This window comes from Anabaena sp. CCY 9613, from assembly GCF_963920895.1.
Classification (GTDB): Bacteria; Cyanobacteriota; Cyanobacteriia; order Cyanobacteriales; family Nostocaceae; genus Cyanocohniella.
Map to the genome: position 1 here is coordinate 136,480 of NZ_CAWUDE010000004.1, position 24,769 is coordinate 161,248.

At 41.6% G+C, this 24,769-nt stretch carries 17 protein-coding genes and 2 pseudogenes; 8 read left to right on the forward strand and 11 right to left on the reverse strand.

Annotation, left to right across the window (positions count from 1 at the left end; translation table 11 throughout):
• The first annotated feature begins 101 nt into the window (after positions 1-101).
• From rplI to dnaB, 3 genes are all read left to right on the forward strand, one after another.
• On the forward strand, positions 102-560 hold the full coding sequence (rplI, locus tag ACM0OT_RS06125; protein WP_414563519.1) for a 50S ribosomal protein L9: 459 nt from the start codon (positions 102-104) through the stop codon (positions 558-560).
• A gap of 356 nt (positions 561-916) precedes the next feature.
• Positions 917-2,149 (forward strand): RNA-guided endonuclease InsQ/TnpB family protein, encoded by a 1,233-nt coding sequence (locus tag ACM0OT_RS06130; RefSeq protein ID WP_414563520.1) that lies wholly within the window; start codon positions 917-919, stop codon positions 2,147-2,149.
• A gap of 113 nt (positions 2,150-2,262) precedes the next feature.
• A complete protein-coding gene (gene dnaB, locus ACM0OT_RS06135) occupies positions 2,263-3,618 on the forward strand; it encodes a replicative DNA helicase (protein ID WP_414545670.1) in 1,356 nt (451 codons plus the stop codon).
• 266 nt (positions 3,619-3,884) lie between these two features.
• On the opposite strand, the pseudogene ACM0OT_RS06140 reads toward dnaB, so the two are convergent.
• The 3 genes and pseudogenes from ACM0OT_RS06140 to ACM0OT_RS06150 form a co-directional block, all read right to left on the reverse strand.
• Positions 3,885-4,373, reverse strand: a pseudogene (locus ACM0OT_RS06140) (transposase); the annotation flags it as partial.
• A 180-nt stretch (positions 4,374-4,553) separates the two neighbouring features.
• A complete protein-coding gene (locus ACM0OT_RS06145; protein WP_414563521.1) occupies positions 4,554-5,945 on the reverse strand; it encodes a UDP-glucose dehydrogenase family protein in 1,392 nt (463 codons plus the stop codon).
• Positions 5,946-6,107: 162 nt separating this feature from the next.
• On the reverse strand, positions 6,108-7,043 hold the full coding sequence (locus ACM0OT_RS06150; RefSeq protein WP_414563522.1) for a UDP-glucuronic acid decarboxylase family protein: 936 nt from the start codon (positions 7,041-7,043) through the stop codon (positions 6,108-6,110).
• 693 nt (positions 7,044-7,736) lie between these two features.
• Here ACM0OT_RS06150 and typA point away from each other — a divergent pair.
• A complete protein-coding gene (typA, locus tag ACM0OT_RS06155; protein ID WP_414563523.1) occupies positions 7,737-9,527 on the forward strand; it encodes a translational GTPase TypA in 1,791 nt (596 codons plus the stop codon).
• A gap of 76 nt (positions 9,528-9,603) precedes the next feature.
• On the opposite strand, the gene ACM0OT_RS06160 is transcribed toward typA, so the two are convergent.
• Positions 9,604-10,818: a glutathione S-transferase family protein gene (locus ACM0OT_RS06160; RefSeq protein ID WP_414563524.1), complete on the reverse strand. Its 1,215-nt coding sequence runs from the start codon at positions 10,816-10,818 to the stop codon at positions 9,604-9,606.
• 534 nt (positions 10,819-11,352) lie between these two features.
• Complete coding sequence (locus ACM0OT_RS06165) at positions 11,353-12,666, reverse strand: TldD/PmbA family protein (protein WP_414563525.1); 1,314 nt, start codon at positions 12,664-12,666, stop codon at positions 11,353-11,355.
• Here ACM0OT_RS06165 and ACM0OT_RS06170 point away from each other — a divergent pair.
• Positions 12,665-12,793, forward strand: coding sequence for a hypothetical protein (locus tag ACM0OT_RS06170; protein ID WP_414563526.1), 129 nt, complete (start codon positions 12,665-12,667; stop codon positions 12,791-12,793). The two genes, ACM0OT_RS06165 and ACM0OT_RS06170, sit on opposite strands and share 2 nt — an antisense overlap.
• 196 nt (positions 12,794-12,989) lie before the next feature.
• Here the strand turns inward: ACM0OT_RS06170 and ACM0OT_RS06175 are convergent.
• A pseudogene (locus tag ACM0OT_RS06175) lies at positions 12,990-13,539 on the reverse strand (IS4 family transposase); the annotation flags it as partial.
• A gap of 284 nt (positions 13,540-13,823) precedes the next feature.
• Between ACM0OT_RS06175 and ACM0OT_RS06180 the strand changes: the two are divergent.
• Positions 13,824-14,678: a phosphate/phosphite/phosphonate ABC transporter substrate-binding protein gene (locus ACM0OT_RS06180; RefSeq protein WP_414563527.1), complete on the forward strand. Its 855-nt coding sequence runs from the start codon at positions 13,824-13,826 to the stop codon at positions 14,676-14,678.
• Positions 14,679-14,692: 14 nt separating this feature from the next.
• Here the strand turns inward: ACM0OT_RS06180 and ACM0OT_RS06185 are convergent, their stop codons facing one another.
• The 3 genes from ACM0OT_RS06185 to ACM0OT_RS06195 all read right to left on the reverse strand — a co-directional run bounded on the left by ACM0OT_RS06185 (position 14,693) and on the right by ACM0OT_RS06195 (position 19,652).
• Complete coding sequence (locus ACM0OT_RS06185; protein WP_414563528.1) at positions 14,693-15,463, reverse strand: hypothetical protein; 771 nt, start codon at positions 15,461-15,463, stop codon at positions 14,693-14,695.
• 606 nt (positions 15,464-16,069) lie between these two features.
• Positions 16,070-18,829, reverse strand: coding sequence for a GAF domain-containing protein (locus ACM0OT_RS06190; protein WP_414563529.1), 2,760 nt, complete (start codon positions 18,827-18,829; stop codon positions 16,070-16,072).
• 337 nt (positions 18,830-19,166) lie between these two features.
• A complete protein-coding gene (locus ACM0OT_RS06195; RefSeq protein WP_414563530.1) occupies positions 19,167-19,652 on the reverse strand; it encodes an NADAR family protein in 486 nt (161 codons plus the stop codon).
• A 312-nt stretch (positions 19,653-19,964) separates the two neighbouring features.
• Here ACM0OT_RS06195 and ACM0OT_RS06200 point away from each other — a divergent pair, with 312 nt between their 5' ends.
• On the forward strand, positions 19,965-20,456 hold the full coding sequence (locus ACM0OT_RS06200) for a DUF2243 domain-containing protein (RefSeq protein ID WP_414563698.1): 492 nt from the start codon (positions 19,965-19,967) through the stop codon (positions 20,454-20,456).
• Positions 20,457-20,630: 174 nt separating this feature from the next.
• On the forward strand, positions 20,631-21,590 hold the full coding sequence (locus tag ACM0OT_RS06205; RefSeq protein WP_414563699.1) for an aldo/keto reductase: 960 nt from the start codon (positions 20,631-20,633) through the stop codon (positions 21,588-21,590).
• Between the two features lie 417 nt (positions 21,591-22,007).
• On the opposite strand, the gene ACM0OT_RS06210 is transcribed toward ACM0OT_RS06205, so the two are convergent.
• Positions 22,008-23,633, reverse strand: coding sequence for an adenylate/guanylate cyclase domain-containing protein (locus tag ACM0OT_RS06210; protein WP_414563531.1), 1,626 nt, complete (start codon positions 23,631-23,633; stop codon positions 22,008-22,010).
• Positions 23,634-23,953: 320 nt separating this feature from the next.
• Positions 23,954-24,682, reverse strand: coding sequence for a Bax inhibitor-1 family protein (locus ACM0OT_RS06215; RefSeq protein ID WP_414563532.1), 729 nt, complete (start codon positions 24,680-24,682; stop codon positions 23,954-23,956).
• Between the last annotated feature and the right edge of the window lie 87 nt (positions 24,683-24,769).

Sequence of the window (24,769 nt, forward strand, 5' to 3'; positions counted from 1 at the left end):
GCTTTAGAGTATCAGCCAAGCTGCTTGGGGTACAGCCACACTCATGTGAGGTATGCTGCTGAAGCCCAAGTTAATCAGATTTTACAGGAAAAACCAAAACAATGGCGAAACGCGTGCAGTTAGTTTTAAATCAAGATATTAGCAAGCTGGGAAAATCCGGCGACTTAGTAGATGTAGCTCCCGGCTATGCTCGTAATTATCTAATTCCTCAAAAATTGGCAACCCATGCCACTCCCGGTATTCTCAAGCAAGTAGAACGCCGCCGGGAACAAGAACGTCAACGGCAATTAGAACTGCGTCAACAAGCTTTAGAACAAAAAGCAGCTTTAGAAAAAATTGGCAACTTGCAAATTGCCAAGCCCCTGGGTGAAAACGAAGCGATTTTTGGTACAGTCACTACTCAAGACGTTGCAGAAGCAATTCAAGCAGCTACCAGCCAAGAAATTGATCGGCGGGGGATTACCATTCCCGATATTAACCACCTTGGTACTTACAAAGCTGAAGTTAAGCTGCATTCTGATGTCACAGCACAAATTGATATTGAAGTTGTAGCTAGCTAAGGCCGCTACCTTGGAAGTCAAAAGTTAAAAATCAAAAGTCAAAAGTCAAAAATATTTTATTTTGGGCTTTTGAACTATTTGCAGGGGTATCCCTATTCCTGATGAACTTAAGCCTGCCTATGCAGGCTCAAAACCTACAATGTAGGGAGTGGGGAGTGGGGAGTAGGTAAGAAGATAGTTTATAAGGGAAATGCTGAAAACCCTTGAGGAACAGCAATGTAGTTGCGTATTCCGTAATTTAGGCAAGGGATGAAAGCTATTTAAGTCCTTTAGGACTTCGTAAAGTTTTGCCTATCTTTGCGATTAGCTTATGCCAAGCGTGTTAGCATAAATATGTAGTTGGTTAGGTCGAACCAGTGATAATTTACGAGTTTAAAGTCAAAGGAAAAGATAAGCAATACAGGGCGATAGACGATGCTATTCGTACTAGTCAGTTCATTCAAAACAAGTGTTTACGTTACTGGATGGACAACAAAGACAAAAAAATTGACAAGTATGCATTAAATAAATATTGCGCTGTACTTGCTGCTGAGTTTCCCTTTGCTGATAAACTTAATTCAATGGCTAGACAGTCTGCTGCTGAACGCGCATGGTCTGCGATATCACGGTTTTACGACAACTGTAAAAAGAAGGTTAAAGGTAAAAAAGGTTTCCCAAAATTCAAAAAGCACTGTCGCTCAGTTGAATATAAAACTACTGGGTACAAACTGTCCACCAATCGTAAAGCGATTATTTTCTCTGACAAGAAAGGTGTCGGAACTTTGAAGCTAAAGGGAACCTATGACCTCAATTATTACGACATCAAGCAAATTAAACGTGTCCGTTTAGTACGTCGTGCTGATGGGTATTACGCTCAATTTGCGATTGATGTTCAGATTAAAGTTGAGACACAACCGACTGAACAAGTAGTTGGCATTGACTTGGGTTTGAAGTATTTCATTGCCGATAGTAAAGGTAATGTGGAACCTTCACCCCAGTTTTACCGGAAGTCTGAAAAACAGTTAAACCGTGCCAATCGTAAACAATCCAAGAAGTTCAATACAGCAAGAAAGAAAGCCAAGGTTCGACAATCTAAAAACTACCACAAAGCTAGAAATAGGTATGCCCGTAAGCATTTAAGAGTAAGTAGGCAACGAAAAGAGTACTGCAAGAGACTAGCATACTCCGTCATCCAATCTAATGATTTGGTAGCCTATGAAGATTTGAATGTGAAAGGGTTAGTACGTAACCGACATCTAGCTAAAAGTATAAGTGATGCTGGCTGGTACACTTTCAGGTTGTGGTTGGAATATTTTGGGCATAAGTATGGGAAAGTGACTGTTGCTGTTCCTCCCTACAATACTTCGCAAAATTGTTCTAACTGTGGCGAGAAAGTGAAAAAATCTCTATCTACGAGAACCCATGTTTGCCCTTATTGTGGCTACGTGGCAGATAGGGATTTGAACGCCAGCATTAACATTTTGAAACTAGCACTGAGTACGGTAGGGCATACCGGAATTTACGCTACAGGAGATTTGCCCTCTTGGGCGGTTGGCGCCAGCCTGCTGTCTAACGGCGAGTCATTGAATGTAGAATCCCCTCGACTTTAGCCAGGGGAGTGTCAAGAACAAAAAATTTGCTACAGCATTTTCCCCTAGATTTTGGACTATAAGGGAATAGTGAACCCAACAGCAAATCCCAAATCTCCCCACTGACATCGCTTATGGCTGAAGTACTGAGTTTTCAAGGTGATGGTAGCGATCGCCTACCACCCCAAAATATTGAAGCAGAAGAAGCGATTTTGGGAGGTATTTTACTAGATCCAGAAGCCGTTGGTCGAGTGAGCGATCGCCTGGTGGCAGAAGCATTCTACATTAGCGCTCATAAAGAGATCTATCAAGCAGCACTGCGCCTGCACGCTCAAGGTAAACCCACTGACTTGCTTGCAGTCACCAGTTGGCTAACCGATAACGATATATTAGCCCGTATTGGTGGCAGAAATAAATTAGCCACACTGGTAGACCGCACAGTGTCAGCTGTTAACATCGATGCCTTAGCAGGGTTGGTCATGGAAAAATACCTGCGACGGCAATTAATTAAAGCTGGCAATGAAATCGTCCATCTTGGTTACGAAACAGAAAAAGATTTACCCATAGTTCTCGACCAAGCCGAACAGAAAGTTTTCGGCGTTACCCAAGAACGTCCACAATCAGGCTTAGTTCACATTTCTGATACCTTAATTAATACCTTCCAAGAAATTGAAACTCGGCATCAAGGCATTGCCCTACCCGGAATTCCCTGTGGATTCTATGATTTAGATTCCATGACCAGTGGCTTCCAGCGTTCTGATTTAATTATTATCGCTGGCAGGCCATCAATGGGAAAAACAGCATTTTGTCTCAACCTCGCCCACAACATCGCCGCCGGGTATAAATTACCAGTTGCAGTGTTTAGCTTAGAAATGTCCAAAGAACAGCTAGTACAGAGGCTATTAGCTAGCGAAGCCGGCATTGAATCAGGTTATCTCCGTAGTGGGCGCATCAGTCAAACCCAGTGGGAACCCTTAAGTCGCGCCATTGGGATGCTTTCGGAAATGCCAATATTTATTGACGACACCCCGAATATCACCGTTACCCAAATGCGGAGTCAAGCCAGGCGACTGCAAGCAGAACAAGGTATGGAACTGGGATTAGTCGTGATAGATTACCTGCAATTAATGGAAGGTGGCGGTGATAACCGTGTGCAAGAATTATCAAAAATTACCCGTTCTCTCAAAGGTTTAGCCCGTGAATTATCTGTACCTGTTATTGCTTTATCTCAGTTAAGCCGGGGAGTAGAAGCACGCACCAACAAGCGTCCCATGTTGTCGGATTTGCGGGAAAGTGGAAGTATTGAGCAAGACGCAGACTTAGTAATCATGTTATACCGCGATGACTACTATAATAGCGATACTCCCGATCGCGGCGTAGCAGAAGTCATCGTAGCCAAACATCGTAACGGCCCCACAGGCACAGTAAAACTATTATTCGATCCGCAGTTTACAAAATTTAAAAACCTAGCTAGACAAGGCAATTTTTAAATCAGTTATCAGGCGCATGATACAGCGCTTTGCAAGTAAGTTACAGACTTATATATTAACGTGAATTTGATGAACTGGAGTTTAGACTAGTTCCCGGTGCGAAACTAACGAGACAATCAAGAAAAAATATTCTGAAAGCTCGAATAAGAAAGATAAAATGGAGAGTGATAAAAACAACAGAATAAACTGTAAGAGAATTCAATTATTTCTCAAGCGAAAATCATGTTAATGAATTAGGTTTTTCCGTCATCAAATATTAGTTTTATTTAGTTAATATTTCTAGACTGAGAAACTAAACATCGACTGATAATAGTTAAATTATGAGCGATTATTCCCCAGCCCACCCACCGTTGAAATCCTATATCTCCTCTATACAAACAACGTTGAAATCCAAAACATCTTTTCAGAAAACTAATACGTCCTTCTACGCCGTTATGCCAATGGCGGCCTTTTCTAAAATTTCTTTTCCTTTCATGTTGAATTCGTTGCTTATTTCTATAACCTCCTTTCGGCAATATGACTTGTTTTATTCCTAATGATTGGGCATAGTTTTCATTACTTTGAGAATAAACACCTCTATCACTAGAAACTAGTTTAGGGGGATGTCCAAAATTGCCTATATGTTGGTCTAGACTGGAAACTAACTGTTGTGTATCATGAGGATTTCCCTTTAATACTCGATAATTACTGATAATTCCTCCATCAACTTCATCCAACCACACCTTCCGCCCAAACTCTACATCTAGGTTAGGTTTGCAAGTCTGCCTTTTGATTGAGTACATTTTTCCCTACCTCAATCACTGTAAGGCTTTTGGGTTTCGCACCGGGAACTAGTCTAAACTCCAGTCCCTCACTACAAACATTAAAAAACCGCCTAGAAATTTCTAGACGGCATGATTATTTATTAGCAAAACACACAGTTGGCTGTGAATTTTTTATCGTCCTACACCTATATATTGGAAACCAGCTCTAACCATACTTTCCGGATCGAGGAAGTTACGACCATCAATGATGACAGGATTATTCATTAATTTAGCCATCTTCGCGAAGTCTAAAGTGCTGAACTGCTGCCATTCAGTAACTAGTACCAAGGCATCACAACCATCAGCCAAGCGTTCAGCATCAGTTTCTACTAGTACGCCAGTCAGACCATGACGTAAGCCTGTTTGGGAAACGATGGGGTCATAGGCTTTGACTTTAGCACCCAATCGATTTAGCTGCTCAATTAGGTTGAGTGCAGGTGCATCACGCATATCATCGGTATCAGGCTTAAAGGTCAAACCGAGTAATCCGACAGTTTTGCCTTTGAGGATTTTCAAGGCTTGTTGGAGTTTTTCTAAAGCAATCAGGCGTTGGCGTTCATTGACGCTGACAGCTGCTTTCATCAACTGAGCTTCATAACCATAGTCGTCAGCAGTGTGAATTAGTGCGGCGACATCTTTGGGGAAACAAGAACCACCCCAACCAATACCAGAGTTGAGGAATTTGTTACCAATACGAGAGTCTAAACCAATGCCTTTTGCTACTTGGGTAACATCAGCACCGACGCGATCGCAAATATTAGCAACTTCGTTAATGAAACTAATTTTGGTTGCCAAAAAGGCGTTAGCAGCGTATTTGATCATTTCTGCTGAACTGAGGTCTGTAGCCAGAACTGGTACAGGCGGTAAAGATTTATCTTCCGCATACTGGCGCTCGACAATTGGGGTGTACAGTTCTTGCATTAAGGCGATCGCTCTTTGACTATTGCCACCCAAAACAATCCGATCAGGGTTAAATGTGTCAAGCACGGCTGAACCTTCGCGCAAGAATTCTGGATTGCTGACAACATCAAACTGGGCTACAAACTCAGGTATGTTCTCATCAATCGGCACTCCACCTGCGGGTACAAGTGTTTTTTGCCGTTCAGCAATACCATCCAACACAATCATCCGCACCCAGTCACCAGAACCAATGGGGACTGTAGATTTATTGACGATGACTTTATAACCGCCATTGAGATTAGCCCCGATACCACGAGCTACAGCTTCCACATAACGGGTATCACTTTCTCCTGTGGGTAAAGGTGGTGTTCCCACCGCAATAAACAGAATTTCCCCGTGGTTGACTCCCGCTGCCAGATCTGTAGTGAATTGGATTTTACCCGCTTGAATGGCGGATTGCATAATTTCTGAGAGTCCCGGCTCGAAAATCGGGGACTGCCCAGATTTCATTAATTTAACTTTTTCCTCGTTATTATCTACACAAATTACGTCATGCCCAATATGAGCCAAGCAAGCGCCTGTAACCAAACCAACGTAACCAGTACCAATTACGCAAACACGCATTTAGTTTAACTCCTCGCTTTTTGGGTTAGTCTTCAAAGAGAACTTGTCAATTATGATACTTAAATACCACTGGTATTACCAGTAACTACAGTACGGGCTACTAAATATGGTGAGCCTGCACCCGGTTTAGGACAGCATTGTATACTGCCCTGAACCCAAATCCTAGCGATCGCCTGTGATGCGACTGCGGAAATCTTCTATTGTTAGTTTTAGCCCTTCTTGTAGCGGAATGGTAGGTTCCCAATTTAACAAGGTCTTGGCTTTTGTAATATCAGGCTGGCGACGACGCGGATCATCAGATGGTAATGACTCATACTTAATTTTTGCGTCTGGGTTCACCTGGTTTTGTACAGCTTGTGCCAATTGCAAAATTGTGTATTCACCAGGATTTCCCAGATTTACCGGGCCAACGTAATCCCCATTCATCAGGCGGATAAACCCTTCTACCAAGTCAGATACGTAGCAGAAACTCCGAGTTTGTGAACCATCACCATACACAGTCAAAGGATTACCCCGTAAGGCTTGAACAATAAAATTACTTACCACTCGCCCATCATTTTCTAACATTCTGGGGCCATAGGTGTTGAAGATCCGCGCTACGCGAATCTCAACTTTATTTTGTCTGTAATAATCAAACGCCAAAGTTTCGGCAATTCGTTTGCCTTCGTCGTAACATGAACGTATACCGATAGGGTTCACGCTACCTCTATACTCTTCGGTTTGGGGATGAACTTCAGGATCACCGTAGACTTCACTAGTAGAAGCTAAGAAAAACCTCGCCTTCACACGCTTGGCTAACCCTAACATATTCAATGTTCCCATGACGTTAGTTTTAACGGTTTTCACAGGGTTGTACTGGTAATGCACTGGGGAAGCTGGACAAGCCAAATGATAAATTTGATCTACTTCTAACCGAATTGGCTCTGTGATGTCGTGGCGAATAAGTTCAAAGTAGGGATTTCCCATCCACTTGAGGATATTACGTTTGTCGCCTGTGTAAAAGTTATCTAAACAAATAACTTCATGCCCTTCAGGCATAAGTCTATCAATGAGATGGGAGCCAATAAACCCAGCACCGCCCGTCACCAAAATTCTCATAGTTTCCCAGTTACTTTATGGATGTTGTATAGTTGCTATGCTATTTAGCTTATTATTTTAGAGTACCCATACTAGATACAAAAATGCAGATTGAACAAAGTTCACTTAGAGGAGATGTTTGTCTTCATTTGATATTTTATTTATGTAATTTTGATAGATTTTAACTTGATTGTTGAACAATTTATCTAGCAAAATACCAAACATCGCTTCATGATTGTCTTGTTTGACCTAGAATTCATCAAATCTTTAATCAAATAAAGTTTTCTCACAAGAGTGCAGCCAACTTTTTCTTCCTCTCCCTCTGTGTTATAGCTATGACTCAGTAACAGGTGTTAGAGGACAAATAAAAAACATCCCATCACTGAGTACAAGAAAGACAAGAACAGAAGAAGTGCCAGCAATTAGATAACTGAATTGTTGGCAGTTTTCTTAATGAATAGCCCATTGCATAATTGCTGCCTTGTTGGCTAGTTTAAAACACTGGTATTAATTACAACTCTATTTTCATAATTTTTCCACCAAAGCGCGTTTATTCCTGGGGAGTGTTTACAAAAGTCCCCGGAATTGTGACGATTGCGCTAGAATTGTTAAAGCTTCTTTACAGAATTTGCTGATCATTCCCGATTCTGTTAGAACAACTTAGCATTTACATGTAAATCTGAAAACCCCCTCTAGAGTTCACTAAAAGCTCCTATGACGCTCCCAATTCGCAACGTCGCCATTATCGCCCACGTTGACCACGGTAAAACTACGCTGGTTGACGCACTCCTCAAACAATCTGGAATTTTCCGAGAAGGTGAAGACGTTCCGGATTGTGTCATGGACTCCAACACCCTAGAACGGGAGCGGGGTATTACCATTCTGTCGAAAAATACAGCAGTTCGCTACAAAGAAACGCTGATTAATATTGTTGATACTCCCGGACACGCTGACTTTGGCGGTGAAGTTGAACGAGTACTCGGCATGGTTGATGGCTGTCTGTTGATTGTCGATGCTAACGAAGGCCCCATGCCCCAGACACGCTTTGTATTGAAAAAAGCGTTAGAAAAAGGACTGCGCCCCATCGTAGTTATTAACAAAATTGACCGCGCCCAAGGTGACCCCCACGTTGCTGTAGATAAGGTTTTGGATCTGTTCTTAGAATTAGGCGCAGATGAGGATCAGTGCGATTTTACCTATCTGTTTGCTTCCGGTATGGGCGGTTACGCCAAGGAAAGCATGGAAGCAGAAGCGGTAGATATGCAGCCTTTGTTTAATGCGATTCTGCAACACGTTCCACCTCCTGTCGGTGACATCAACAAGCCCCTGCAATTGCAAGTCACTACCTTAGATTATTCTGAATATCTGGGACGGATTGTCATTGGCAGAATCCACAACGGTACTATCCGCGCTGGACAGCAAGCGGCTTTGGTTACAGAAAATGGTACGATTGTCAAGTCCAAAATTACCAAATTGATGGGATTTGAAGGACTAAAGCGGGTGGAAATGGAAGAAGCCACCGCAGGATATATTGTGGCTGTGTCTGGTTTCGCTGATGCTTATATTGGGGAAACCATTACTGACCCCAACGAACCGCAAGCTTTACCACTAATTAAAGTGGATGAACCAACCTTACAAATGACCTTCTGGGTAAATGATTCACCCTTTGCTGGTCAAGAAGGTAAGTTGGTGACATCCAGACAAGTACGCGATCGCCTATTCCGTGAATTAGAAACCAACGTCGCCCTGCGAGTCGAAGAAACTGATTCTCCCGATAAATTCCAAGTTTGCGGTCGTGGTGAATTACACTTGGGTATTTTAATCGAAACCATGCGCCGAGAAGGTTTTGAGTTCCAAGTATCTCAACCACAGGTAATTTACCGAGAAATCAACGGTCAACCTTGTGAACCTTTTGAACTCCTAGCTCTAGATACGCCCGAAGACGGTGTTGGTAGTTGTATTGAACGCCTGGGACAACGCAAAGGCGAAATGCAAGATATGCAAGTTATTGGCAATGGACGGACTCTACTAGAGTTTATTATTCCCGCCCGGGGCTTGATTGGTTTCCGGGGTGAATTCATGCGGATGACTCGTGGTGAAGGTATTATGAACCACAGTTTCCATGACTATCGTCCCCTGTCTGGTGACATTGAAGCCCGCAACAAAGGCGTTCTTATTGCTTTTGAAGAAGGTGTTTCTACTTTCTACGCCATGAAAAACGCAGAAGATAGAGGAGCCTTCTTTATCACTCCAGGTACTAAAGTCTATAAAGGCATGATTATTGGAGAACATAATCGCCCTCAAGACTTGGAATTGAATGTCTGTAAGACTAAGCAGTTAACCAATCACCGCGCTGCTGGTGGTGATGAACTGGTACAACTGCAAACACCCATAGACATGAGTTTAGAACGCGCTTTAGAGTACATTGGCCCTGATGAATTGGTGGAAGTCACACCCGAATCGATTCGTTTACGGAAAGTGGCGAAGAAGTTTGCAAAACGCTAAGTAAATTTGTCTGATTGATTTTAAAAGCCCGCATTTGCGGGCTTTTATTTAGGTTGTTTACAGCATTTTTTAAGTATCAAGAATGAGCCAACGTAGAGAAGTTAGACGGGTCTTGATCTCGTCGATGCTTAGTGGGAATGGGGGCTGGTTGCCCATCACCCACTAGGGCTGCGGTTTTCTCCAGAGATTCTCTCAATCGCTTGGCCGCGTAGATAGACATATCTCGAGGGACATTAATGCGATCGCGCAAATATCGCAGAGCAACATCAGATCCCGATGGAGGTATGCAGTCTTCACCAGTCATCATGTGTGTTAAAGCACAACGTAGCGCTTGATCAAACAATTTATCATCTAAGGGGTTGACTCGGATAATATTGATGCGGTGGTCGATAGTTCTTTGCAGAGCTTCCTTGCGGGAGTTTTCGGGTTCTGGATAAGTAACATCTGGTAGCCCGAACCAGGGGCCGTTATCCACCCGCGCTTTATTGAGAAGCATCTGGGATTCACCGTTTTCCCAACAGCCACCCATCTGGGGCGGCAAATCATGTGCATGGGTGTGAAAGTCGCTCTGAGTACCGCAGTAGGTAGGTCGGCTTTCCATTGCCGCAAACCATGCGCTTAAGCGAGGGTTTTCTTCTCGCAGGGAATAGCCCTTGTAGTAGTAAAGGCTCGCATTCATCCGTTCGAGATATGGCGTAAAAATCACATCAACGATGCCGAAGCTATCCAGAAAGTAAGGGCTTGGGGTGCGACCCAAAGCCTCCTCAACCCTAGTCACCACTGAGATAAATTGTTCTCGGTTGCGTTGTTCTTGTTGAGAGGAATCGGCTCTAGAACACAGCCAAATACACCAGGCTCTAAATAAAAGTCGTTCTAATTGACGTAGAGGCAGCACCCTGCGGTCTTCCATACCTTGACTCAATGGAGCAAAAACCTTTTCCAAAGCGATCAAAATATCATCGCTTTCCTTAATAATTCGTCCATCTAGCTCGATAGCAGGAAGCATTCCTGATGGTACCTTACGTTTGTACCAACTTTCTTTCTCCCCATAGCAGAACATTGTCACTTTTTCGATGCGGTAGGGGATCTGTTTTTCCTCTAGCCATAACCAAACTTTTTGACAGTAAGGACACCAGGCGTGGTTATCGCGGTACAGTGTTACCCGTACATCAGATTCGGACTGACCAAACAAGCGCAACCTGGCTCTAGCGTTGGTGAGACCATTAACGGTATCTATTTGATAGTCCGTGAGAGTTTCTAGTTCTTGCCAGCTTAAGGGTGCGGTAGTCATAGGGTGAGTTGAGTAGGGCAATACTTAGGACTTTTATTGACTCTACAATATTTTTAATTACACAATAACAGAGACGTTATCGGTTTCTCGCCGTCCCCAATAAATGACGGTTTTACTATCAGAGTGAAGGGTTTCGAGGAGTTAATAACCAGATAAAGTGGCTGTCATTGTTTTCTTTTGCAATATAAGCATTCTTAATATGCTCATGCAAGTTTAATTTTGTAATATTTGAAACATAAATAAGTATATTTTTACGAGATGTTACGAAGAAAATCGCTAGGTTGGGGATCACTGCCATAGGTGAACCCATTTCTGACCTAAATTTCAAATTGCTTGATGAAATTACCAAGCTCGTAGTTCTTTATGCAGTTTAAAGGTTATTTGTGGGCAAGCGATCGCTCAAAATTGCTTAAGGCTTTAACATCCAAAAGTAGCACCATTGCTAGGATTTTTTGGTTGTCAGCCGTTAATTCGCGCTGATATTTAGACAAGTACTCAGATCTAATATTGAGTGACTCAAAGGTTAATCAACAGTTAATAATTGCGCCCAGTGGTGGATAGTCCTTCTACGATTAGTGATGGAGTATAACAAGAACCATTCCAATCAGCATCGCCACCTAATGCGACCAATTGTTTCAAGGCCGTGTAAACATTACCTGCAACCATTGTATCTTTAACACGTCCAATTACTTGACCATTTTTTACACGGTAACCCAAATCAATATTGATAGAAAAATCACCGGAAATGCCATTGCCACCACCTAGCATTTGATCCACGATTAAGCCATCATCCATCTGTTGAATTAAGTCTTGTAATGATGCCGTACCAGGTTGGATCAAGAAATTAAATAAACCAGGGGTGGGATAACTGCCAAAACTAGGGCGAAAACCATTGCCGGTGGTGTTAATACCCAAGTGGCGACCAGTGGTGCGATCGCAATAAAAATTCTGTAAAATCCCATCTTGGATAAAGACTAAATCGGTGGTGGGGGTACCTTCATCATCAAAAGGGCAACTGTAAGGGCCAGCTTGTGGGTCTTGATAGAGCGTGAGGCTGGGTGAAGTGACTAATTTACCGAGGCGTTCGGCCCAAGGAGAAGACACCTCTAAAATGCGCTTGCCATTCAAGGCTGCTTGTGCCGTCCCCCAAAGCATATCAGCAGCTTTAGAGGTAAACAAAACAGGAAGGCGACCGTTGGGAGAAGAGACATTTTCTTTAGCCCAATGTAATCTTTGTAAAATTTGATGAGCTAATTTTTCAGGGTGGAGAATATCTCGTTGGGTTTGTCCATCGGCAACACTTAAAAAATCATCACCTCTAACCCATTCGGCTGACATATAGCAACTGAGGGTCGTATCAGTGTAGTAACAATCTAAACCTTGACTATTAATAAGTCTAGTAGTTTCCACATCACATTCCCAATCACCATTACACAGAACATCGGGATAGACATCACGAATCAGAGCGATCGCTTGTTTGCCCCAGTTGACCAATACCTCTAAGGGTACAGTCTTGCCTAGATCTGGATAAAATGGCTGGCTGTTACTGAGCAATTCCAATGGTTCTGGCTCATTCAGTTGACTCAACGCCAGCGCTCGTTCCACCATTGCTTGTGCCTGGACAGAACCATAAGCTACAGCGAGTCCTGGACGCCCATTGCACCACAGCCGCAGGGCTGTGCCTTCAGATTGACTGGTTTCTAGCTGCTTGAGGCGATTAGCCTCAAAAAACACGGGACGAGAAAGCGATCGCGACTGATATACCTCCGCTGCTTCGGCTCCCGATTTTATGGCTAGTTCTAGCAGTTGTTCTGCTAGCGTATCTTGTGACAAGTTTTCAGAATCCATGACCCTTAGTGAATTGTGGATTTTGGATTTTGAACTGCAAATGAACGCAGATAATTATCCCAAATCTTTGGTATCCATCAGCTTGTATTGGCATGAGCCATTTAGCAACATAGATGGACGCAAATAATTATCCCAAATCATTGGTATCTATCCGCGAATCATCGCCACAGAGAATTTTCCCAAAATCATCAGCATGTATCACTCTGTATCAGTAGTGGGCATTGCCACGAAACTTGTGTCTACACTGTAACTGTTACTTTCTCGCTTCGCTAAGTCTAGTGGAGGGTTGGGGAATTTCACCTTGATTCTTAATCTTTAACATTTACCAATTCTTGGATGAATTTCAACCCTGCAAATCCCCTATCCATTACACCAACAGCATTTGTTGGTAGACTAGACATCATTTTAGAACCAAATTTATAATCATGGTCATGTCCAAAGTTGATGAAGTTATCTTCTGGACTTCCAGTAGCCAGATTTAGAGAACTAAAAAGTTTTACGCTCTGGATGACCTAGTACCCATAATAACTTACTGGTTAAAGTAATAATTGTGGAATCAATTGGGCAAATTGCGTATTTATTATGTAGTTTATTATGAGCTTTATTCTGTACTAATTCATTTAATTTTTGGTAAATTTCTTGAAAGGGTTTTTGGCTTCGATGTAAATTTGCTTTAGAGAAAGTGGAAATATCTACCTCGAATCCTGTGTGATTTAGCCTGGTAAATAAATCTCGCATACTTGTTAAGCTGTTATCCAAGACGTAAGATAGCCAGCACTCAACGAACAGACGACTATTTAGTACTGGATAATCGTTTTTTGGCAGTCCTTTCAGGATATCTTTGACAATTTTGGGAAATGAATTTATAATCACTATTAAATTAAAATATTTTAATCATTAGCCCAAAATCCAACATATTTTGGGCTATTTTTATCGGATTTTTCTTAACATTCAACACTTCTGGTCTTATATATATAAGTAGAACGACTTGAAAAAACCAAACTATGTAAATTAATGTAAATTTACCTAAAATCAGTTCGTAGTCAGGACTTTAGTCCTGATTTGAGAACTAAAGTTCTCACTACAAACCTTTAATTATTTACCCTGTTCTACTTATTAATAAAGTTATCTCTAACAACTCAATGATATTTAGAAAGATGTTTGGCAAATTCTCACGTCGTTTATTGCTTGTACAAATACTAGTTGTCATCTTGGCTGGATGCCAATCAAGGTCAAGTCCTCAGGGTACGTTAACTGTGGGTGTGATTAATTATGGTGGAGGGCAGGAAATAATTGATCAGTACTCTAAGTTCAATAGTTATTTGGGCGAAAAAACCAAAGCACGGATTTTACTAGAGCCTACGTTTAATGAAAATAAAGCCATTGAACGTTTGGCAGCAAATGCTTGGTCATTAGTGGTTGCTCCGCCTGGTTTAGCTGCTATTGCCATCTCCCGCTACCAATATACTCCGGTGGCTCCTTTATTAGGTGTAACTAATTTACGTTCAGTCTTGATTGTTCGCAAAGACAATCCTATTCGTGAATTACAACAGTTACAAGGACAAACAGTTGCATTAGGTCAACCAGGTTCAGCGACAGGATATTATTTGCCCTTGTACAATCTTTATGGTTTAACTTTAAAGCAAATATTATTTGCACCTACACCCAAAACTGCTTTGGAATGGGTTGCTGAAGGAAAAGCCGCAGCCGCTGCTGTCTCTTTAGAGGAATTTCAACTTTACGGTTCACAGTTCAAGCAGACGGAATTTCATATACTCTATACAGATCCACACAATGTACCATCTGGTGTGATTTTGATGGGGCCTAATATAGAAAAAAATCGCCAACAATACATCAGCCAAGTCATCAGAGAGTTTCCTGCAACTTTAGCTCAAGAAGTCGGGTATGTACCCAATGGGCGAGTACCAGATTACAAGTATATGATTTCTGTAGTTGAACGGGTAAAATTTATCACTTCTGACCTCCAGACTCAGCCTGTCGATTTATTTTGAGTCAAAATTTTTGTTTAAAAAAACAATTTAAATCTTGCTAATTGTGTGGCGATCGCCTCAGTTAATATTTTATTTAGTTCTGTACTATCTTGAAATTGTAAAATTTGTTGGATGGGCAAATCGAAGGGAAATTTCCCCTCCATGTCTGGGCGCTGCATGTGAGCTAGTAAAATTTGTTCTGAGCGTTTACTTTGAATGGCATAGCCAATTTCTACACAGACATTAGGACTAGGTATCAATTGACTAGTTTCTTTGCCTGCAATACTAGCAATGGGTGTAGTATCGGCGATAAATAACAGACTCTTACGGATTTTTCGCATAATGGCGCGACTGAGCCTGATGGGAGTATCACTTGAACGATGAGATTCTACTAATGCTAACGGCATCCGCGATCGCAAGTTCAATTGTGCCAAACTTTTTTGCAGTTCCTCTCGCAGAGCGTCACTGGCTGCGGCATACTCAGCTTGGGAGCATAAAAAAATTGTTGGTTCTAACTGCGCTAGTAATGATTGTTTGGTGAAATAAATCTCATGACTAATCAAGTCAATGTTAGCTACGCAATAACCGCCACTACCTTCAATATAAAATTCAATATTTTCGCCTTCTAGGTAGCGCCCAAACCAGGTTGATTGCTTAACTTCGTCACTGTCTTCCAAAAAATCCGCTCGTAATGCCGATCTCAGCAAACTTTTTTTACTGAGGCGAATGTCTGGTAGGCGCTTTTCCAGTTCTGCAATCGGCTCGTAATCTTCAATGTACCATGCTCTGAGCGCAATAATTGACATAAGAGGCTATTTCAAATGTCTCATACTATTTAACTTCGTCATTAGCTTACACCCTCATGTACCCATCAAAACAACAACACCCAAGCATCTACTAGCTTTTTGATTTTCCTCACTTTTGTTTATACTAGCCAGGGATGTAATTAATCTCATTACCAAATAAGCAATGAAAACCAGTTACAGCGCCCCCTGATTTTCAATCTTTGAGGAAATATCAGCGTTCGCGTTGGGTGTTGTTGGGTTTTGACGAGACAGACATAAATTAAACAGCGCCTTTACCTCTTTGTTTATTGCAAATTTAGCTGTTGCATCTGCCAGGTAAGCTTTATAGCTTCAATTATTAGATTAGCATTCTCTAGATTAACGGTCATGCTTTCGCAACCAAACTTTACTTTTAATTCTAGGTAAAGTAAAGTTTATTTACAGTTGATGCTCCAGATAAATGTGTTAACTAAACTTAAAAATTCCCCCATCAAAGCTTTTTGAATTTTGTCTTCTGTGCAATGATACTAGCGTCCTTTGTTTTTTATTAATTTCGAGTTATAACACCAACAAAGAGGTAACTGGGGCTGCAATAAACATAATATGAAACATAAATTGAGTCACAGATCAGGAATTGTTTAACTTTTGAAAAGGATTGATTTTACCTATACGTTGAATAGGAATTTCAATCCAAAATTCTGTACCTTTGCCTATTTCCGAAATACACTCCATGACTCCGCCATGTTTCTCGACAACAATTTGGTAGCTAATGGCTAGTCCCAGTCCTGTACCTTTGCCCACGGACTTAGTGGTGAAGAATGGATCGAAAATGCGTTTTTTCACTTCCTCAGTCATTCCCGGTCCATTATCAGCAATGCGAACTAATAGCCGACATTTATCTAGAGAAACTTGAGTAGAAATCCAGATTTTCGGTGAGGAAAGATTATTTTCTGCTTTTGCCTTTATCCCTTGCTCTTCTAAAGCATCAATAGCATTGCTGAGAATATTCATAAATACCTGGTTCATTTGACCGGCATAACATTCTACAAGGGGCAAATTACCATAATCTTTAATAATTTCAATGCTACTCAAGTTGGCACTTGATTTGAGGCGATGTTGTAAAATCAATAAGGTGTTTTCTATGCCTTCATGTAGGTCAACAGCCTTATTATCAGCCTCATCTAAACGAGAAAAGTTGCGGAGCGATAATACTATGGAGCGGATACGTTCAGCTCCCATTTGCATGGAAGATATAGTTTTTGGTAAGTCTTCTCGGAGAAATTCTAAATCAATGGTCTTAATGAATGAGCAAATATCCAGATTTGGTTGGGGATAATGTAATTTATACAAATCTAAAAGTTCCAGCAGGTGTTGAGTGTAGTTACTGGCGTGGGAAAGATTGCCATAGATAAAGTTAATAGGGTTGTTGATTTCGTGGGCTACACCCGCCACTAACTGCCCTAAGCTGGACATTTTTTCAGTTTGAATTAATTGGGACTGGGTTTCTTGCAGTTCAGTTAAAGTTTGTTCTAATTGTGCAGCTTTATTTCTGGCTTCGGTTTCTGCGGTACAACTTTGTTGATAGATTTGAGCTTGTTGAATTGCGATCGCGGCCTGATCTGCTAGCTGTTGTAGTAAATCAATTTCTGCATCTTGCCATTTTCTGGGTGCATTGCATTGATGGGCTATCAGTAACCCCCAGAGTTCCTTACTGATATTAATTGGTACAATCAAGTTAGCTTGTACTAACAAACTCTGTAAAAACTCCCGATGACAAGCACTTAAAGATGTTGTTGATACATTATCAATTGCCCTAATTCTGCCCCGTAAGTAGAGACGCGCAGATTTATCAGGAAAGCAATTTAGTGGTGCTTTCATGCCTAAAACCGATGGCCAGTTGCCACTAATTTCTTCGACAATGATTTCACCAGCAGATTCACCTACCAACTGATAAATCAGCACTCTGTCTGAATTTAGTAAAGGACGGACTTCCTTGACAATGGCTTGCAAGGTGGTTTTCAAGTCCAATGTACTGCGAATTTGCTCTGAGACTTGCTTAATGGCCTTGGTTAGCAGTAATGATTGTTCTAGTTCAGCCGTTTTTTGTTGTACCCGGCATTCTAAGTTGGCATTCAGGGCTTGCACCTGTTGGTACATTTGCTGCTGCTGAATTGCCATTGAAAAGTGATAACACAAAGCTTGCCCCAAGGAAATTTCTTCGGGTTTCCACTCTAGAGGTTGCCCTTTTTTTTGCTCTCGCCAAGCTGCAAAAGACAATCGGGGTAGTCTTTGTTGCTGATTTTTGTCGTGCTGTCCTGCCCATAAAATTTCGCTGTCAAATCCGGCGCGAAAAATACTAATCATGCCGATAAAAGTTTGACGCATATGTAGAGGAATCAGCAAAATTCCCCGAATTTCAGTTGCTTGAAACGCCGCAGTTATAGTTTGCAGACGTGGTTCTTGGTAAAGATCAGTAATTGCCCAAATCTTACCTGGTTTAAACTCACCTATCCAGTTTTGCCAGACGGGATGCTGTTCAATGACAGTATCGTCTAATTCATCAGGAAGTTGCGGTTGTGGGCCTGATGTGTGTATTTCTCCACTATGTTCAATAAAAATTCTCCCTCCAACACCATTGAATGCAGTAATAATTGCTTGTAGAGCTTCTGGTAATTGGATTGTGGGTAGTTGGTGCAACAACATACTCACTTGATTAATAGTGGCTTCTCGCTGTTGCTTTGCACGGGCTTCGGTGAGTAAATTACTTTGAGCGATCGCTATTGCTACTTGATCAGCAACTTGTTGGACTACTTTAAGCTCCCGCTTCAAAATCGTGCGTGGTTGGCTATGATGCGAAACCAATAACCCCCATAATTTGGGTTTTGTTGATTGTCCTCCCAGCTCTTGATGTAAAATTGGCACCACTAGCGAAGATTGTACCCCCATTGCTTTTAAGTATTGAATATGACATGGGTCTATCTGCCGATAATGGATATTCTTTGTTGGTAAATTTTCACCAGTTTCTGTTGACTTGAGTGGTGATAGTCCTATCCTGCCACTAGCTACATCAACTATGGAACGTTGTCGCACTGTTAAAAACATCTCGCGTGCAGCTAGGGGAATATCATCCGCCGGAAAGTGTAGCCGCAATAACGATGGCAAACGCTGCTCATGAATAGATTCAGCAATGACTTCACCACTACCATCAGCATCAAATTGATACACCATTACCCGGTCGGTAGCCAAAAATAACCGGACTTCGGCAACAGTATCCCCCAGTATCTCTTGAAGTTCGAGCGATCGCCTAATCCGTTTGGTGATCCGATGCAATAAACCTTCCTGGTTAAACGGTAATTGCGAACCACTGGAGTTATCAGTAAAAGCCATATTGTCGACTATACCTAAAAGTTAAAGTATAAAATTTTTAAAATTATTTTATTTGCTAGTGTTTACCACTAAAGTATTGCCTTAATCAAGGGTTAAAGGTTAAGAAAAGTTTATTAATTTACACTCAATTCTATATCTTCAATATTGAGATGCATAGAGTAAAACCATGTAAACCAGAAAAATTTATATATTTCCTTGGTTTGAGCAAAAAACCTGACAAGTTTTTAATAAATTCAGCAAGAAAACCCAGTAATTATCATTAGTTGAACCGCTGTTTTTTTACAGGGGAAAAAACAAAAATGTTCCCCTGTCATCATCAATATTTAATTCAATGTACTTAATCGCACTTAAGCTCACCAGAAGATACGGTAATAAGACGTAATTGACGAATTTCTGCACGCACACTCATCAGGATTTTGCCGAGATGGTTTTGACCTGTTTTGTCCATTCCACAGCCCCAGAAATAATCTTTTGGCGAATTTTCTACTAAAATTTCATCACCTGTACTCAGGAGAATTTCACGAATTTCATCATGGGTGGAAAACTTTTTGCGTACCGCTTCTCGCATCACTTGAGTTTTGACTGTCTCCCAGTCTGAACGGAGTTGGCGCGTGCTACAGCGTCCTAAAGCAGCAGCATCTTCGGGAGTAGGGGCAGCATGAATAACAGGAATAATCACTGCATCAACACTACCCACAAACTTTTGTGCTTGATAATAATGTTCGACAGTGGGCCAATAAGTACCTTGGATATGGATGCCGTGGCGAGAAAAATTAGAAAAACAGCCATAAGGCTGCCAAACCTTGTAAAAGTATATGGTCATTTGAAAATTGCTCTTTATATATATCAATTTCACTCTAGCCGAGTGTCTACAGCCTTTACCAACTCCTTTGGGGAGATGAGGGTATCAGGGAGAAAGATTTAAGGGACTGACAAATAAATCAATATTCCATCACAGAAGAGACTGGGGGAGTTGGGGAGGCAGCTAACTTTTCTTTCAAGGTATCTGGAAAACCTCTCTTACATCTGTGCAATTGTCTATTTCCTAGAAGAGAAAGCTAGCACTTGCCTCCAGACAGAAGATATGGCTAAGAAAAAATTCTATGGTGGTAAAAAGTCGGTTTGTGAGGTTGAGATGGAGGCTAACAGAGAAACTGCTCATCGGCGGATGCCACTGATTGTATCGGGAATTTTCTTGGGATTGGGTCTGGGAGGCTTTGTGGATGGCATCCTGCTGCATCAGATTTTGCAATGGCATCATATGTTAAGCAATGTTCGTCCTCTGAAAACCGATTCTAATATAGATTTAAACATGGCATGGGATGGTTTATTTCATGCCTTTGATTGGATATTGACCGTAATCGGCATCGCATTGCTATGGCGCGCCGGAAGTCAAGAGGATGTTCCTTGGTCACCCCATACTTTTGTTGGGTCTATACTCATGGGTGCAGGCTTATTCAATTTCGTTGAAGGACTCATTGACCATCAAATTCTGGGGATTCATCACGTTAAACCAGGGCCGCATCAATTAGCTTGGGATTTGGGATTTCTCCTATCTGGTGTACTACTGATTGTAGTTGGTTGGATCATGCTACAAAAGTCTAGACGTAAGCTAAAAAATATATAGTTTGCATATTGAGATTAAATGAAACCTTTGTAGGATTGGCATTTTGCCCGCCCAGGATATGCAACTTAAACGTAGAACAGCTTAGAAATGAAACATTAATCTCCATCTCGCTGATATCTACATAAATGAAAATTTCAGTAAAATCAAGCAGTGACGATTAATCAGGATCAAAGCATGGAAATGCGACAATTGGGCAACTCAAACGTGCAAATTACGCCCATTCTTATGGGAACTTGGCAAGCCGGGAAAAAAATGTGGGTGGGAATTGAAGATGATGACTCGATTAAAACCATTCGGGCAGCATTTGAAGCAGGTATTACCACCATAGATACAGCCGAGGTGTATGGAGAAGGACACTCTGAGCGGATTATTGCCGCAGCTTTATCGGATGTCCGCGATCGCGTCCAGTATGCCACAAAAGTTTTCGCCAACCATCTCAAGTATAATTTGGTAATTGAAGCGTGCGATCGCTCTTTGCAAAACCTCAAAACTGACTACATCGACCTGTACCAAATTCATTGGCCCTCTGGATCTTTTAATAGTGAAATTGTCCCCATTGAGGAGACGATGAGCGCTCTCAACCTGCTGCAAGAGCAAGGTAAAATTCGGGCCATTGGTGTTTCTAACTTTTCTGGCGACCAATTAATAGAAGCATCACAGTATGGGCGGATTGATAGCTTACAACCCCCCTATTCCCTATTTTGGCGGCAGGTAGAACAAGATGCCATGTCTTACTGCATCGAAAATAATATTTCCATCTTGGCTTATTCACCTCTAGCCCAGGGATTATTAACCGGGAAATTTGCCCCAGACCAGAAATTTGACCCCCAAGACAATCGTGCTAAAAACAAGCTGTTTCAAGGTGAGAACTTTCAACGCGCCCAGCAAGCTTTAGAAAAACTACGTCCCCTAGCTGCTAGCCATGATTGTAGCCTGGCTCAGTTGGCATTAGCTTGGTTAATTGCTCAACCCCAAACAAGTGCTATTGCTGGGGCGCGTTATCCTGAACAAGCAAAAGACAATGCTTTAGCGGCGAATATTCAACTTTCTCCCACAGAACTCACAGAAATTGAGGCCATCGGACGTATTGTCACCGATCATCTTGATAACAACTCTGTGATGTGGAATTGGTAATTCATTATTGCCCCTTAACCATAAAAAAAGCTTGGGGATCAACAAATTCTGGTTTATTGCAAAATTAAACAAAACATCAACTTTAGTAAAGTCAGGTTTGTTTTTCCTCAACTGAGTGATAACTTAAATAGTAGGACACCAAAACAAGCAAAACCAAAACTTAATGGGTAAATGATTTTGTGTCCCCTGTCATTAGCCCAAGCAAATCTCGGCAAGTAAATGGTAAGTGGCAACAACCTAACTGAACAGGCAAAGCCAAATCCCACAGCGGAAAAACTAAGATTGCTGAGAATGCTAGTCGTTATGTCCACCTTAGTTATTGACTCTTTCAATTAATTAACAAGTTAACAAATTTGAAACCTGTAAATCGTAAAAAACCTGGTCAACCCGTGCCAGGTTTTTTAATGGGCAAATGATTTACGAATCATGCACGTATTTTGTTTGATAAACCTTCACTAATCGGTCAATACCTTTGAAACGATGATGCCCCATTTCTTGAAAATCCAAGGATTGGGAAAGCAGATTATAAGTAACTTCACTAATCACACATTCGCTAGGGGGACAAACGGCTTCCATGCGAGCTGCAAGATTAATTGTCGCCCCCAATGCCGTATAATCCACCCTTTGGGAACTACCAACATCTCCCACCACAGCCTTACCACTGTTAATGGCAATACGTAATTGTAAAGGTTCGTGCCAAAAATTATTGGCGTTGAGACGTTCAAGACGAGCCAGCATTCCCTTAGCAGCAGCGGTGGCGCGATCGGCATGATCTGCTTGTGGTTCTGGCGCGCCAAAAAATGCCATAATACAATCGCCAATATACTTATCTAAAGTGCCGCCATAAGCAAACACTTCTTGCAACATCTCTTCAAATAAATTATTCAATAATTGGGCGATCGCCGTTGGTGTTAATTTTTCTGATATGGCCGTAAAACCCACTAAATCTGCGAACAAAATACTAATTTCGCTTTCTGCGGGAGCTAAACGACCATCTGGTAAACCACCCATAGCTATTAATTGCTGGACAACGCCGGGAGAATGATAACGCTCTAATCGATGACGAATGACTTCTTCAGTTTTTAACTTATCTGCCAATAACCAACGCTGCACACTAGACGCTACCAAATTCGCTAAAGCCGAAAAAAAGCTAAGTTCTTCCTCGCCATCATCTGCCCAATGATAAGAAGAAAGATGAGCATCAGCGTAAAGAACACCGACAACTTTATTTTCATCCCACAAAGGTACAGCCATGGCACTACGAATGCCTTTGACTAAAATACTGTGTTCTCCAGAAAACCGTTCATCTTTATGGGTATCAGCGCTTTGAATCGCTATTTTCTCTGCAAATACCTTTTGGCAAATACTATGACTAATCCAATTGCTATCACCTTCTAGATATCTTTGTTGGGAAATGTCTCTAGTACCAGCATTGACTAACTCTAGGTGACCACATCCGCCAACATCAATTAATAATGCCAAGCGGTCAATACTATCAAGGTAACGAAACACAACTTGTTGTACCTGAGAGAAAATCTCTTCGATAGATGCTGCTGCACAAAGATTTTTAGCTATATCTACCAAGTCTTTGAGACGGGCAATGGTTTTATCTTTATTACTGGGTTCCCCATCCTTGCTATCAGCTTCTATCCATTGCTGTTGCAATTGCTTGACATTGCGAAAAATGGTTCTTGGCTCAGAAGTGCCAGCCGCTACAGTATGTTGGTGCATCAACTCTGTACCAGGATTAGCAAATAGTACTACCAAATTCACATTTCCTAGCCAAATGATATCGCCATGATGTAACTCTTGAGCATGACTGATGAGAGTTTGGTTTACTTGTGTTCCATTTTTACTGCCCACATCCTCAATAGTCCACATACCTTGACCCGTCTTCACCAGACGCGCATGTCTACGAGATACTCCCCCAAAAGGTAAGTACAAGTCACATTCCGGTAAACGACCAATTGTGAATTCATCTTGATTCACCACTACCGTTGTTTCCGTATCGCCCTGTTTTAGACGTAATGTAATTTCAGTCATGAGTGTGACGTGTCTATCCTGAAAACTGGGGACGCAAGCATCTTGAAGATCAAGTATATGCAGAGTGTATACTTTACCTTTTCTTTATGGCACTGTTAATAGCATTACGACAACTATTTGTAGTTAAAGTAACACCAAAAAATTAATCATCCCAGCTTGTCAGATGGTCATCCTGTTATGGGTGATTAGCGCTCCAGATGCCCACACCACAAGAAATTCTGGCATATTTTTTAGTTTTTAAAAGGGAACAGGAAAATCTCTCCTGCTCCCCTACGTCTTTGGTCAGTACTTAAAGTTTAATGCCTCATCTTCAGTAACACTTAGTCACGGCCATTGATGGCAATCAGTAACCGCAAGATAAAGATAAACAGGTTGATGTAGGTAAGGTACATGGATAAAGCCGCAGGTAGGTATTGATCATCTTCGTAAGTGCGGGGCAAGATGTAGAAATCAACTACAGATACACCCACAAACAGAAATACTCCTAAACCTGAGATACCGATTTCTAACCAACTGGGTGTGTAAACACCAAACAAGGCCAGCACAAATTGGATAAGTACGACAGCTACTAAAGCCATGACACCCAGGCTGACAGTTTTTGTCAAAGCCATGCCATCTTGCTCAGAGAGATTAGAACCGATTTGACGAGCAGCAATAAAGGTGATGCCACAACCTAAGGCTGCCAAACCAATACCTTGAATACCAACGCCTTGGGTTCTCAAGGCTATAAACACTAAACCACTGAGAGTATATCCAGATAAAAGGCTGTAGGTGGCTAACAATGGTAGCGCCATACCCTTGTTACCTTTTTCAGCTACATTGCGAGCCACAAAAAACAAAATTAACTCCACAATCATTGCCCCAATGAAGGTGGGAAAGAAAATCTCAGGGTTGCTACGGATAACGCTCAGACCACCATAGGTTCCTAAAGCGGTTAGCACAAGTCCGCCACCGACATAAGGCAGGGCATTGGCAATTACATTTGGGCCAATGAGGGCTTGAGTTTTAGCCTCACGAATAGCATTACGAAAGTTACTTGTATTGCTCATAAGTTAATTTTGTAGATGAATGATCCGGTTTACTCCCATTCTTACCAATTTTTGTAGTTAACAGCCAGAATTCACCCTGAGAAATAA